Source organism: Pseudoalteromonas sp. L1 (assembly GCF_021728095.1).
GTDB lineage: Bacteria > Pseudomonadota > Gammaproteobacteria > Enterobacterales > Alteromonadaceae > Pseudoalteromonas.
Window position 1 is genome coordinate 18,693 of sequence record NZ_JAKKCT010000011.1, and the last position, 14,605, is coordinate 33,297.

Annotated in this window: 10 protein-coding genes; all 10 read left to right on the forward strand. The window is 44.3% G+C overall.

Annotation, left to right across the window (positions count from 1 at the left end):
* Nucleotides 1-172: 172 nt before the first annotated feature.
* Nucleotides 173-601 carry a 50S ribosomal protein L11 gene (gene rplK / locus L3V38_RS19865; RefSeq protein ID WP_054554827.1) on the forward strand — a complete coding sequence of 143 codons (429 nt, stop codon included), beginning with the start codon at nt 173-175 and terminating at the stop codon, nt 599-601.
* A 4-nt stretch (nt 602-605) separates the two neighbouring features.
* A complete protein-coding gene (gene rplA / locus L3V38_RS19870) occupies nt 606-1,310 on the forward strand; it encodes a 50S ribosomal protein L1 (RefSeq protein WP_062568393.1) in 705 nt (234 codons plus the stop codon).
* 320 nt (nt 1,311-1,630) lie between these two features.
* Nucleotides 1,631-2,125, forward strand: a complete 495-nt coding sequence (gene rplJ, locus L3V38_RS19875) for a 50S ribosomal protein L10 (RefSeq protein ID WP_130149214.1) — start codon at nt 1,631-1,633, stop codon at nt 2,123-2,125.
* A gap of 81 nt (nt 2,126-2,206) precedes the next feature.
* Nucleotides 2,207-2,572 carry a 50S ribosomal protein L7/L12 gene (rplL, locus tag L3V38_RS19880; protein WP_130149213.1) on the forward strand — a complete coding sequence of 122 codons (366 nt, stop codon included), beginning with the start codon at nt 2,207-2,209 and terminating at the stop codon, nt 2,570-2,572.
* Between the two features lie 272 nt (nt 2,573-2,844).
* On the forward strand, nt 2,845-6,870 hold the full coding sequence (rpoB, locus tag L3V38_RS19885; RefSeq protein WP_130149212.1) for a DNA-directed RNA polymerase subunit beta: 4,026 nt from the start codon (nt 2,845-2,847) through the stop codon (nt 6,868-6,870).
* Between the two features lie 97 nt (nt 6,871-6,967).
* Nucleotides 6,968-11,140 carry a DNA-directed RNA polymerase subunit beta' gene (gene rpoC / locus L3V38_RS19890; RefSeq protein ID WP_130149211.1) on the forward strand — a complete coding sequence of 1,391 codons (4,173 nt, stop codon included), beginning with the start codon at nt 6,968-6,970 and terminating at the stop codon, nt 11,138-11,140.
* 193 nt (nt 11,141-11,333) lie between these two features.
* A complete protein-coding gene (rpsL, locus tag L3V38_RS19895) occupies nt 11,334-11,708 on the forward strand; it encodes a 30S ribosomal protein S12 (protein ID WP_002958885.1) in 375 nt (124 codons plus the stop codon).
* Nucleotides 11,709-11,805: 97 nt separating this feature from the next.
* Entirely contained in the window at nt 11,806-12,276 is a 471-nt protein-coding gene (rpsG, locus tag L3V38_RS19900) for a 30S ribosomal protein S7 (protein WP_054554834.1), read from the forward strand.
* A 27-nt stretch (nt 12,277-12,303) separates the two neighbouring features.
* Nucleotides 12,304-14,418, forward strand: coding sequence for an elongation factor G (gene fusA, locus L3V38_RS19905; protein WP_062568388.1), 2,115 nt, complete (start codon nt 12,304-12,306; stop codon nt 14,416-14,418).
* A 60-nt stretch (nt 14,419-14,478) separates the two neighbouring features.
* Nucleotides 14,479-14,605: GTP-binding protein (locus tag L3V38_RS19910; RefSeq protein ID WP_033023824.1), on the forward strand; the 127-nt coding region annotated here is incomplete at its 3' end.

A 14,605-nucleotide genomic window follows, 5' to 3' on the forward strand; every position in this document is an offset into this window, starting at 1 on the left:
ATAAGCTTGAAAAAGGCCGTTGATTAACTTATAATCAGCGGCCTTTTTGTGTTAGGGCAAGTTATCACTTGTTTTATCACGAAAAGTGAGAACCAATTTTTAAACTGGGAAGCCGTTAGAGTACGCGTCCTCGCGCGCACAAGGCTATGACCCACCAAATGAGGTATTTATTATGGCTAAAAAAGTTGAAGCTATTATCAAGCTACAAGTTGCCGCTGGTATGGCTAACCCTAGTCCTCCAGTAGGTCCAGCACTAGGTCAACACGGTGTAAACATCATGGAATTCTGTAAAGCGTTCAACGCACGTACAGAGTCTATCGAAAAAGGCGCTCCAGTTCCTGTAGTGATCTCTGTTTACGGTGACCGTTCTTTCACGTTCGACATGAAAACTCCACCGGCTGCTTACTTACTTAAGAAAGCTGCAGGTATCAAATCAGGTTCTGGCCGTCCTAACACTGAAAAAGTGGGTACAGTTACTCGTGCTCAACTTGAAGAAATCGTTGAGACAAAACGACCTGACCTTACAGCGGCTGATATGGACGCTGCAGTTCGCACTATCGCAGGTTCTGCGCGTGCGATGGGCTTGAACGTAGAGGACTAAGATAATGGCAAAATTAACTAAACGTATGCGTACAATCCGCGAAAAAGTGGATGCGACTAAAGATTACGAAATCAACGAAGCCGTTGCTCTTTTAAAAGAGTTAGCGACAGCTAAATTCGTAGAAAGTGTTGACGTTGCTGTTAACCTTGGTATCGATGCTCGTAAATCTGACCAAAACGTTCGTGGTGCAACTGTACTACCTAACGGTACTGGTCGTGAAGTTCGTGTTGCTGTATTCACACAAGGCGCTAACGCAGATGCTGCGAAAGAAGCTGGTGCTGAATTAGTGGGCATGGAAGATCTTGCTGAACAAGTTAAGAAAGGCGAGATGAACTTTGACGTTGTTGTTGCATCTCCAGACGCTATGCGTGTTGTTGGTCAACTAGGTCAAATCTTAGGCCCACGTGGTCTAATGCCAAACCCTAAAACTGGTACTGTAACGCCTAACGTTGCAGAAGCAGTTAAAAATGCGAAAGCAGGTCAAGTTCGTTACCGTAACGACAAGAACGGTATCATCCATACTACTATCGGTAAGGTTGATTTCACTGCTGAGCAACTTCAACAAAACCTTGAAGCTCTTATTGTTGCGCTTAAGAAGGCTAAACCTTCTCAAGCAAAAGGTACTTACGTGAAAAAAGTAACTATCTCTACAACAATGGGCGCAGGTGTTGCTGTTGACCAAAACTCTTTAAGCACAGTTGTTGCTTAATTAAGAGTTTACATGGCGCGAAATTTAAACTATAATTTTGCGCCATTTTGTTGAGAAAGTTAATTTCGAAACAAGTAAAGAATTCGGGTTGAAGTCCATAATTTCGTACTGCCTTCGGGTAAAAACGATAAATTGGGCTTCCGTCCAAGACCGTAGGCGGCTTCGGCCTTAATAAATTTACCTACGTAGACGGTGTGAATCCCCAGATAGATTTTTCCTAATCTTCTGGCTCTCGCCGTAAAAAGCATCTCCATCATTGATGGGGAAGAGTAGAACAGGGAAGCCTATGTAGGCGACCCATTAAACCAGGAGTAACACCCATGGCTTTAAATCTTCAAGGCAAAAAAGCAATTGTTGCTGAAGTCAACGAAGCAGCCACTGGTGCTCTTTCTGCAGTTGTTGCAGATTCTCGTGGTGTAACAGTTGGTGCTATCACTGCCCTTCGTAAAGAAGCTCGTGAAGCTGGTGTATGGATGAAAGTTGTTCGTAACACTTTAGCTAAACGTGCTGTTGAAGGTACAGACTTTGAGTGCCTTTCTGACTCACTTGTTGGTCCAAGCTTAATCGCTTTCTCATCAGAGCACCCAGGTGCTGCTGCGCGTATTTTTAAAGAATTCGCGAAAAAGAATGAGAAATTCGAAGTTAAGACGGCTGCATTTGAAGGTAATGTAGTAGACGCAGCTATGCTAGCAACTCTACCTACTTACGACGAAGCTGTTGCACGCTTAATGAGCGCTATGAAAGAAGCGTCTGCTGGCAAATTGTGTAAAACAATTGAAGCAGTACGTGTACAGAAAGCTGAGCAAGCTGCTTAATTTTAAGCTGTTTTTTTGTTCACTTTCGGTGTAATATTTTTTTTGGGCTAGAATTAGTCCGTAATAATTAGGAAATTTGTAATGTCTGTAACTAAAGACCAAATCCTTGATGCTATTGCTGAAATGTCAGTAATGGACGTTGTTGCTCTAGTTGAAGCAATGGAAGAGAAATTCGGCGTAACTGCAGCTGCTGCTGTTGTTGCAGGTCCTGCTGCTGGTGATGCAGCTGAAGAAAAGACTGAGTTTGACGTAATCCTTACTGGCGCTGGCGCTAACAAGGTTGCTGCAATCAAAGCTGTACGTGGTGCAACTGGTCTTGGCCTTAAAGAAGCGAAAGCTCTTGTTGAATCAGCTCCTGCACCTCTTAAAGAAGGTGTATCTAAAGAAGAAGCTGAAGCGCTTGCAAAAGACCTTACTGAAGCTGGTGCTGAAGTTGAGGTTAAGTAATCTAGCTTACGCTAGGTTCGCTGCCTGAGTAATCAGGCAAGGGCTGGTGATTATTTAATCACCGGCCTTTTTGCGCTATGGAGCGATGCAATCCTGTAGCGCAAACAAAATCTAATTTTCTCTTTATTTTCAATTTGTTATGTAAATTAACGGTGAAAGTAACCGAGCAAAATAGAACAACAATTTAATGTTGTACATCTTGGCATAGATGCCAGTTAAGTCTGTTCTTACAAGAACAGGTCGGGTCAAAGATCAGCAAGCTGAGGAACCCCATGGCTTACTCTTATTCTGAAAAGAAACGTATCCGTAAGGATTTTGGTAAACGTCCACAAGTTTTGGATATACCTTTCTTACTGTCGACGCAGTTAGAATCGTTTAAAAAATTCTTAGTCCCTGACGCTGATGGCGATCACGGTTTGGAAGCTGCTTTCCGTTCTGTGTTTCCGATCAAAAGCTACTCGGGAAATTCTGAGCTACAATACGTAAGTTATCGTATTGGTGAGCCAGTATTCGATGTAAAAGAATGTCAAATTCGCGGTGTGACTTATTCTGCTCCACTTCGCGTAAAATTGCGTCTTGTGGTGATGGACAAAGAAGCACCAGGCACAGTTAAAGACATAAAAGAGCAAGAAGTTTACATGGGCGAAATTCCGCTCATGACTGATACCGGTACCTTTGTAATCAATGGTACAGAGCGTGTTATCGTTTCTCAGCTACACCGTAGCCCTGGTGTATTCTTTGATAACGACCGTGGTAAAACTCACTCGTCAGGTAAAGTACTCTATAACGCGCGTGTAATTCCTTACCGTGGTTCATGGTTAGACTTCGAGTTTGATGCAAAAGATAACCTATATGTACGTATTGACCGTCGTCGTAAATTACCGGCGTCAATTATCTTACGTGCACTAGAGTTTTCTACAGAAGAAATTCTAGATATCTTCTTCGATACCACTGCGTTTGAAGTAACTGATGGTAAAGTTCTTATGGAACTTGTGCCTTCACGTTTACGTGGTGAAACTGCCGCTTTTGATATCAAAGGCGAAGACGGTGAAGTCCTTGTTGAAGCGGGTCGTCGTATTACTGCGCGTCACATCAAGAACATCGAGAAAAAAGGTATTAACCAATTAGAAGTACCGCATGAGTACATCATTGGTCGTGTTGTAGCTAAAAACTATGTTGATGAATCAACAGGTGAGATCATCGCAAACGCGAATGACGAGCTATCACTTGAGCTAATGGCTGAATTGGTTAAAGCAGGTCACACTAAGATTGATACACTATATATCAACGAAGTGGACAGCGGCGCCTACATGTCAGATACATTACGTATCGACACAACAAGCAACCGTTTAGAAGCATTAGTAGAAATTTATCGTATGATGCGCCCAGGCGAGCCACCAACGAAAGACGCGGCTGAAGCCTTATTTGATAACTTGTTCTTCTCTGACGAGCGTTACGATTTATCAACAGTTGGTCGTATGAAGTTCAATAGCCGTGTAGGCTATGACTCAGATACAGGCCCAGGCACATTATCGAAAGAAGACATCGTAGCTGTTATGAAAGTGCTTATCGCTATTCGTAACGGTGTTGGCGATGTTGATGATATCGACCACTTAGGCAACCGTCGTATCCGTAGTGTTGGCGAAATGGCTGAGAACCAATTCCGTGTTGGTCTAGTACGTGTTGAACGTGCTGTACGTGAGCGTTTAAGCTTAGGTGACCTTGATGCGGTAATGCCACAAGATCTTATTAACGCTAAGCCTATTTCGGCAGCGGTTAAAGAGTTCTTTGGTTCATCTCAGTTATCACAGTTCATGGACCAAAATAACCCGCTTTCAGAAGTAACGCACAAGCGTCGTATTTCTGCATTAGGTCCGGGTGGTTTAACACGTGAACGCGCTGGCTTCGAAGTTCGAGACGTTCACGTAACTCACTATGGTCGTGTATGTCCAATCGAAACGCCTGAGGGTCCAAACATCGGTCTAATTAACTCATTGTCTACGTACGCACGTACTAATGACTATGGTTTCTTAGAAACACCTTACCGTAAAGTGGTAAACGGTGTAGTTACTGATGAAGTAGATTACTTATCAGCCATTGAAGAAGGTCAGTTTGTTATCGCTCAGGCGAACTCAAACTTGAACGACAACAATGAGTTTGTTGATGAACTAATTCCATGTCGTCACAAAGGTGAATCAACCTTTATGGGCAAGATGGACCAGCAATATATGGACGTATCACCACAACAGGTGATCTCTGTAGCGGCAGCACTTATCCCGTTCCTAGAACACGATGATGCTAACCGTGCATTGATGGGTTCAAACATGCAACGTCAAGCCGTACCAACACTTATCGCGGATAAACCGTTAGTAGGTACAGGTATTGAGCTTACACTAGCGAAAGATTCTGGTGTAACGATCGTTGCTAAGCGTGGTGGTGAAGTAATGTATGCGGATGCAAGCCGCATCGTTGTAAATGTACATGAAGATGAGCGTATTCCAGGTGAAGCGGGCATCGATATTTACAACCTTACTAAATACACTCGTTCAAACCAAAATACATGTATTAACCAAAAACCAACTTGTATGGTTGGTGAGCCGGTAACACGTGGTGACGTATTAGCAGATGGTCCTTCGACTGACTTAGGTGACTTAGCACTTGGTCAGAACCTTCGCGTGGCATTCATGCCATGGAACGGTTATAACTTCGAGGATTCAATCCTACTATCTGAGCGTGTAGTTCAAGAAGATCGTCTAACGACTATCCACATTCAAGAACTACAATGTATCGCACGTGATACTAAATTAGGTCCTGAAGAGATCACAGCAGATATCCCTAACGTAGGTGAGTCTGCACTAGGCAAGCTTGATGAATCAGGCGTTGTTTATATCGGTGCTGAAGTGAAAGGCGGCGATATCCTAGTAGGTAAAGTGACTCCGAAAGGCGAAACGCAATTAACGCCAGAAGAAAAGCTACTACGTGCTATCTTCGGTGAGAAAGCGTCAGACGTTAAAGACAGCTCTTTACGCGTACCAAACTCTGTAACTGGTACTGTAATCGACGTACAAGTTTTCACCCGTGACGGTGTTGAAAAAGATAAGCGTGCGTTAGAAGTTGAAGACATGCAGCTTCGCGAAGCGAAGAAAGACTTCAACGAAGAGTTCCGTATCTTAGAAGCCGGTGTATTAGACCGTGCTCGTAAGTTACTTGTTGACGCAGGTCTGAACGCAGATTCAATTGCATCACTAAATGCTGAAAAGCTGCTTACTCAAAGCCTTGCTGAAGAAGACAAGCAAGCTGAACTTGAGCAACTAGCTGCACAGTACGATGAGCTTAAAGCTGAATACGATAAGAAGTTTGAAAACAAACGTCGTAAGATCACTCAAGGTGATGACTTAGCACCAGGCGTACTTAAGATTGTTAAAGTATACCTAGCTGTTAAACGTCGTATCCAACCGGGTGATAAGATGGCGGGTCGTCACGGTAACAAAGGTGTTATCTCGACTATCGTACCAGTAGAAGATATGCCATACGATGACAAAGGTCGTACGGTAGACATCGTTCTGAACCCGCTAGGTGTACCATCACGTATGAACATCGGTCAGATCCTAGAAACACACATGGGTCTTGCTGCACGTGGTGTGGGTGAGCGCTTAGAAGAAATGATGAAAGAGCAGCGTGAACTGCACGAAATCCGTAGCTTCGTTAAGAAAGTTTACGAATTAGGTGATTGTCGTCAGAAAGTCGATATTGACACTTTCTCAGATGACGAAGTTCGTCGCTTAGCTGAAAACTTGAAAGGTGGTTTACCGATCGCAACTCCAGCCTTTGATGGTGCTCGTGAAGGCGAGATCAAAGACTTACTAGAGCTTGGTGGTTATCCAAGAAGCGGTCAAGTTACACTTTATGATGGCCGTACTGGCGATCAGTTTGAACGTCAAGTAACTGTTGGTTACATGTACATGCTGAAACTTAACCACTTGGTTGATGACAAGATGCACGCACGTTCAACTGGTTCTTACAGCCTTGTTACTCAGCAGCCGCTGGGTGGTAAAGCGCAGTTCGGTGGCCAGCGTTTCGGTGAGATGGAGGTGTGGGCACTAGAAGCTTACGGTGCTGCATATACTCTACAAGAAATGCTAACAGTGAAATCGGATGACGTGAACGGTCGTACTAAGATGTATAAGAACATCGTAGATGGTAACCATAAAATGGAACCAGGTATGCCAGAATCGTTCAACGTATTGTTGAAAGAAATCCGCTCACTGGGTATCAACATCGAGTTGGAAGAAAATTAAGCCATTTAGGTGCGGCGTAAGCCGCACCTGTTAGGCCGAATAGAATGTAGGGGCGATTGGTTCGCCCTCAAGATTAACCTCCGACAGGAGAGCTAAGGTGAAAGACTTACTTAAGTTTCTGAAGCAACAAAATAAGACCGAAGAATTCGATGCAATTCGCATTGGTCTTGCTTCGCCAGATATGGTTCGTTCATGGTCATACGGTGAAGTAAAGAAACCTGAGACAATCAACTACCGTACTTTCAAGCCTGAGCGCGACGGCTTATTCTGTGCCCGTATTTTCGGCCCAGTGAAAGATTATGAGTGTTTATGTGGTAAATATAAGCGCCTTAAGCACCGTGGTGTTATTTGTGAAAAGTGTGGCGTTGAAGTAACGCTTACTAAAGTGCGTCGTGACCGTATGGGTCACATTGAGCTTGCGAGCCCAGTTGCGCACATTTGGTTCTTAAAATCATTACCGTCACGTATCGGCTTAATGCTAGACATGACACTTCGTGACATCGAGCGCGTACTTTACTTCGAATCATTCGTTGTAACTGAGCCTGGTATGACAACGCTTGAGCGTGGTCAACTTTTAGGTGAAGAAGAGTACCTAGATGCACTAGAAGAGCACGGTGATGAGTTTGAAGCGAAGATGGGTGCGGAAGCAGTTTTAGACTTGCTTCGTGAACTTGATCTTGGCCAATTAATTGCTGAAATGCGTGAAGAGTTACCAACAATTAACTCTGAAACTAAGCGTAAGAAGATCACTAAACGTCTTAAATTAATGGAATCTTTCCACCAATCAGGTAACAACCCTGAGTGGATGATCATGACAGTACTTCCAGTACTTCCACCTGATCTACGTCCATTAGTACCGCTAGACGGTGGTCGTTTTGCGACTTCTGATCTGAATGACCTTTACCGTCGTGTTATTAACCGTAATAACCGTCTTAAGCGTCTATTAGATCTAGCAGCACCAGACATTATCGTACGCAACGAAAAACGTATGTTACAAGAAGCGGTAGATGCGCTACTTGATAACGGTCGTCGCGGTCGTGCGATCACAGGTTCTAACAAACGTCCTCTTAAATCGCTTGCTGATATGATCAAAGGTAAGCAAGGTCGTTTCCGTCAGAACTTACTTGGTAAACGTGTAGATTACTCAGGCCGTTCTGTAATCACAGTAGGTCCTACGCTTAAACTACACCAGTGTGGTCTTCCTAAGAAGATGGCACTTGAGCTATTCAAACCATTTATCTACGGCAAACTAGAGCGTCGCGGCATGGCTACGACTATCAAAGCTGCGAAGAAGATGGTTGAGCGTGAAGTGGCAGAAGTATGGGATGTATTAGACGAAGTAATTCGTGAACATCCAGTATTACTTAACCGTGCACCAACTCTTCACCGTTTGGGTATCCAAGCGTTCGAACCTGTGCTTATCGAAGGTAAAGCGATCCATTTACACCCATTAGTTTGTGCGGCGTACAACGCTGACTTCGATGGTGACCAAATGGCGGTACACGTACCGTTAACGCTTGAAGCACAGTTAGAAGCACGTGCGCTAATGATGTCTACAAACAACATCCTATCTCCAGCGAATGGTGAGCCAATCATCGTTCCTTCACAGGACGTTGTATTAGGTCTTTACTACATGACTCGTGATCGCATTAATGCGAAAGGCGAAGGCACTGTATTTAAAGATCCTAAAGAAGCTGAAAAAGCATACCGCAGCGGTAACGCTGAGTTACATGCACGCGTAAAAGTACGTATCAGCGAGACAATTAGTACAGAAGAGGGTGATGCAGTTGAGCAAGTATCTATTGTTGAAACAACAGTAGGTCGTGCAATTCTTTCACTAATCCTACCTAAAGGCATGCCGTTTGAGCTAATCAACCAAGCCCTAGGTAAGAAACAAATTTCTGGCTTATTAAACGAGTGTTACCGTCGTCTAGGTCTTAAAGATACAGTAATCTTTGCTGACCAAGTAATGTACACAGGTTTCCACTACGCGATGAAGTCAGGTGTTTCAATCGGTATCGATGACTTAGTTATCCCACCGGTTAAAGCAGAAATTATTGAATCAGCGGAAGCTGAAGTAACTGAAATCAACCAACAATTCCAATCAGGTCTTGTAACGGCTGGTGAAAAGTACAACAAAGTTATCGATATCTGGTCACGTGTAAATGAAAACTTATCACGTGAGATGATGGCGAACTTATCAAAAGACACTGTAATTAACGCGAAAGGCGAAGAAGAAGAGCAATCTTCATTCAACTCAGTGTTTATGATGGCAGACTCAGGTGCACGTGGTAGCGCCGCTCAGATCCGTCAGTTAGCGGGTATGCGTGGTCTAATGGCACGTCCAGATGGTTCAATCATCGAGACACCAATCACGGCGAACTTCCGTGAAGGTCTAAACGTACTACAGTACTTCATCTCGACGCACGGTGCGCGTAAAGGTCTTGCCGATACAGCACTTAAAACAGCAAACTCGGGTTACTTAACGCGTCGTCTAGTAGACGTTGCACAAGACTTAGTAATCAATGAAGACGATTGTGGCACAGAAGATGGCTTAACAATGAAACCGCTTATCGAAGGTGGTGACGTTGTAGAAGCACTTCGCGAACGTGTTCTTGGTCGTGTTGTTGCTGAAGATGTATTAATCCCTGGTACAAACGAAGTACTTGTTGAGCGTAACATCATGCTTGACGAAAAACTGTGTGACCTTTTAGAAGAGCACTCAGTAGACGAAGTACGCGTTCGTTCAGTAATCACTTGTGATAATGACTTTGGTGTATGTGCTAAGTGTTACGGTCGTGACCTTGCGCGTGGCCACATCATCAACCCAGGTGAGTCAGTAGGTGTTATCGCGGCACAATCAATCGGTGAGCCGGGTACACAGCTTACGATGCGTACCTTCCACATCGGTGGTGCGGCATCTCGAGCGTCTGCTGAAAACAGTGTACAAGTTAAAACTAACGGTACATTGAAGTTACACAATGCGAAGTACGTATTAAACACAGACGGTAAGATTGTTATCACGTCTCGTTCAACAGAGATCACTATCATTGATAGCTTTGGTCGTGAGAAAGAGCGTTATAAAGTACCTTACGGTGCGGTGTTAACTGTACAAGATAATGCAGAAGTTCAAGGTAACGATATCGTTGCAACTTGGGATCCGCATAGTCACCCAATCGTTCTTGAGCACAAGTCAAAAATCTCGTTCAGCGACATTGATGACTCAAATACCGAAGCACAAACAGACGAGTTAACTGGTTTAACACGTGTGGTTGTTAAAGACTTAGGTAAAGCGAATGCGAAAGAACCTAAACTAATCATCGAAAGCGATGAGCGTGGTCTGCAAGAAACACGTCTACCTTCATTCACAACGATTGAAGTAACAGACGGCGCAACTGCAAACCCAGGTGACGTACTTGCACGTATTCCGCAAGAAGGTTCGAAAACTCGTGATATCACGGGTGGTCTACCTCGCGTAGCTGACTTATTCGAAGCACGTAAGCCGAAAGATCCTGCAATCCTTGCAGAAATCACAGGTACAATCAGCTTTGGTAAAGAAACGAAAGGTAAGAAGCGTCTTGTAATCACTCCTGCTGAGGGTGACGCATACGAAGAGATGATCCCTAAATGGCGTCAACTTAACGTGTTCGAAGGTGAGCAAGTGTCTAAAGGTGAGGTTATCGCCGATGGTCCTGAGTCACCACATGACATCTTACGCCTACGTGGTGTAACTCATGTAGCTAACTATATCGTTAACGAAGTGCAAGAGGTTTACCGCTTGCAAGGCGTTAAGATCAATGACAAGCACATTGAGACAATTATTCGTCAGATGCTACGTAAATGTATCATCCTTGACGGCGGTGACACTGAGTTCTTAGCCGGTGAACAAGTTGAAGTGGCACGCGTTAATATCGCGAACCGTGAACTTGAGAAACAAGGCAAGATCCCAGCGAAGTTTGAAATCCAATTAATGGGTATCACTAAAGCGTCACTTGCAACAGAATCTTTCATTTCTGCAGCATCGTTCCAGGAAACTACACGTGTCCTAACAGAAGCCGCTGTAAATGGTAAGAGCGATGAGCTTCGTGGTCTGAAAGAGAACGTAATCGTGGGTCGTCTGATCCCAGCCGGTACTGGCTTTGCGTATCACCAAGACCGTTTGAACCGTCGCAAGCAAGGTGAAATCGTTGAAGAGCAAACAGTAAGCGCTGAAGAGGCAACTCAGGCACTAACTGATGCACTTAACGCAGATATCTCTGGAAACCAATAATCTCAGCTTAATCAATAGATTAAGAAATCGTGAGGCAGTAATCTGCTGCCTTACGATGAGTTAAGGTTGACAGGTTAAACTTTGCTCATTAAAATTCCGCCACCCATTTGCCTGCACGTTTTGTAACGAGCATGTAAACAGGGCGGATTTTTTTATTTTTTCAGTAGTAATTTTAATTTCAGGAGCTATTTAAATGGCAACTATTAACCAGCTAGTGCGTAAGCCACGTCGTAGCAAGGTTACTAAAAGTAACTCAGCTGCACTTAAAGCGTGTCCGCAAAAGCGTGGTGTATGTACTCGTGTATATACAACTACACCTAAGAAACCAAACTCTGCATTACGTAAAGTAGCGCGTGTTCGTTTAACTAACGGTTTCGAAGTAACATCATACATTGGTGGTGAAGGCCACAACCTACAAGAGCACAGTGTAATCCTAATCCGTGGTGGTCGTGTTAAAGACTTACCAGGTGTGCGTTTCCACACTGTACGTGGTGCACTTGACTGTGCAGGCGTTAGCGACCGTCGTCAAGCTCGTTCTAAATACGGTGCTAAACGCCCTAAGGGCTAATGGTTCTCCGTTAGTAAGGCCAAGCACTAAATTTTTAAATTAATTGTTTTGGGTATTGACTCTAAAAGAGCAAACCTGAAGATACCGGAGATAGAAAATGCCTAGAAGACGCGTAATAGGTCAACGTAAAATTCTTCCAGATCCTAAGTTCGGATCGGAACTTCTTGCTAAATTCGTTAACGTAGTAATGTTAGACGGCAAGAAATCTACTGCTGAAAAAATCGTTTATGGTGCGTTAGACGTGGCTGCTGAGAAATCAGGCAAGTCGCACCTAGAAATCTTTGAAGCTGCACTTGAAAACGTTCGCCCACAGGTAGAGGTTAAATCTCGCCGTGTTGGTGGTTCAACGTACCAAGTACCAGTTGAAGTACGTCCAGTACGTCGCAACGCATTAGGTATGCGTTGGTTAGTAGACGCTGCACGTAAGCGTGGCGAAAAATCTATGGGCTTACGTTTAGCCCAAGAAATCGTTGACGCTGCTGACAACAAAGGCACTGCGGTTAAGAAACGTGAAGACGTTCACCGTATGGCTGAAGCGAATAAAGCATTCGCTCATTACCGTTGGTAATCTGCCCTTAACCTTTAAGAGGATCATATGGCACGTACAACTCCACTTGAGCGTTACCGTAATATTGGTATTTGTGCTCACGTAGATGCAGGCAAAACCACCACAACAGAACGAGTTCTGTTCTACACGGGTCTTTCTCATAAGATCGGTGAAGTACATGATGGCGCTGCAACTATGGATTGGATGGAGCAGGAACAAGAGCGTGGTATCACAATCACTTCTGCTGCAACAACGTGTTTCTGGAAAGGGATGGACGCTCAATTTGACGACCATCGTATCAATATTATTGATACGCCAGGACACGTAGATTTCACTATCGAAGTAGAGCGTTCTTTACGCGTACTAGATGGTGCGGTAGTTGTTCTTTGTGCTTCATCTGGTGTACAGCCGCAAACTGAGACAGTCTGGCGTCAAGCGAACAAGTACGAAGTTCCGAGAATGATCTTCGTAAATAAAATGGATCGCACAGGCGCTGACTTCTTAACGGTTGTAGAGCAGGTGGAATCTCGTCTTGGAGCAACGCCTGTTCCAATTCAGCTTCCAATTGGGGCTGAAGACGACTTTAAAGGTGTTATAGACCTTATCAAGATGAAAGCCATTAACTGGAATGAAGAAGACCAGGGAATGACTTTCACTTATGAGGCTATTCCGGCAGACCTTCAGGAATTAGCTGAAGAATGGCGTTCTCACTTAGTTGAGAGTGCAGCTGAAGCATCTGAAGAACTAATGGAAAAATACTTAGAAGGTGAAGACCTGACTGAAGCTGAAATTAAAGCAGCTTTACGTCAGCGCACATTAGCAAACGAAATTGTTCCCATGACGTGTGGTAGTGCATTTAAAAATAAGGGTGTTCAAGCTGTGCTTGATGCTGTTATTGAATATATGCCTGCACCAACACAAGTGAAACAAATCCAAGGTATCGTTGAAGATGGTACTGAGGAAGAACGTCCTGCTGATGATAACGCACCGTTTGCCGCACTTGCTTTTAAGATTGCGACAGACCCGTTCGTTGGCACCTTGACCTTCTTCCGTGTTTACTCTGGTACAGTTAAACAGGGTGACGCGGTATATAACCCAGTTAAAAGCAAGCGTGAGCGACTTGGTCGTATCGTTCAGATGCATTCAAACTCACGTGAAGAGATCAAAGTAGTCTACGCAGGCGACATCGCGGCGGCTATTGGTCTTAAAGACGTAACGACAGGTGAAACACTGTGTGATCCGAACTCAATTATTACGCTTGAGCGTATGGAGTTCCCAGAGCCAGTTATCTCTGTTGCGGTTGAGCCTCGCACAATCGCTGACCAAGATAAGATGGGGATTGCGCTGGGTAAACTAGCTGCAGAAGATCCATCTTTCCGCGTACAGACTGACGAAGAATCAGGCCAGACTATTATTTCTGGTATGGGTGAACTTCACCTTGATATCATTGTCGACCGTATGAAGCGTGAATTCAGTGTTGAATGTAACGTTGGTAAGCCGCAGGTAGCATACCGTGAAGCTATCCGCTCAGCTGTTGAAGTTGAAGGAAAGTTCGTACGTCAATCAGGTGGTCGTGGTCAATATGGTCACGTCTGGCTTAAACTTGAACCGATGGATATTTCGGAAGATGAAGCGCCAACTTACGAGTTCGTTAACGAAATCGTTGGTGGTGCGGTTCCTAAGGAATACATCCCTGCGGTAGATAAAGGCATCCAAGAGCAAATGACTCAAGGTGTGCTGGCAGGCTACCCATTACTTGGCGTCAAGGCGACTCTATTTGATGGTTCATTCCATGATGTAGACTCGAATGAGATGGCATTTAAGATTGCAGGTTCAATGGCGATGAAGAAAGGTGCGCTTGAAGCAAATCCTGCTCTTCTTGAACCAGTAATGAAGGTTGAAGTTATCACTCCTGAAGAAAACATGGGTGATGTAGTTGGTGACTTAAATCGTCGCCGCGGCATGATCGAAGGCATGGAAGAAGCATTTGGTGGTCTTAAGCAAATTAATGCGCAAGTCCCACTTTCTGAAATGTTTGGTTATGCAACTGATCTGCGATCTGCAACACAAGGCCGTGCATCGTACTCTATGGAGTTCTTAAAGTATGCAGAAGCCGCGAAGAATGTTGCAGATGCAATAATTGCAGCTCGCGCTGTTACATGATTTAGCTTGTCTGGCCCAATAGTGGGTCAGGCGTTAATTTCTTTATAGGAATTTTTTAAGATGGCAAAAGAAAAGTTTGAACGCGTAAAACCGCACGTAAACGTAGGTACAATCGGCCACGTTGACCACGGTAAAACTACCCTAACTGCAGCAATCACTAACGTACTTGCAAAAGTATACGGTGGTG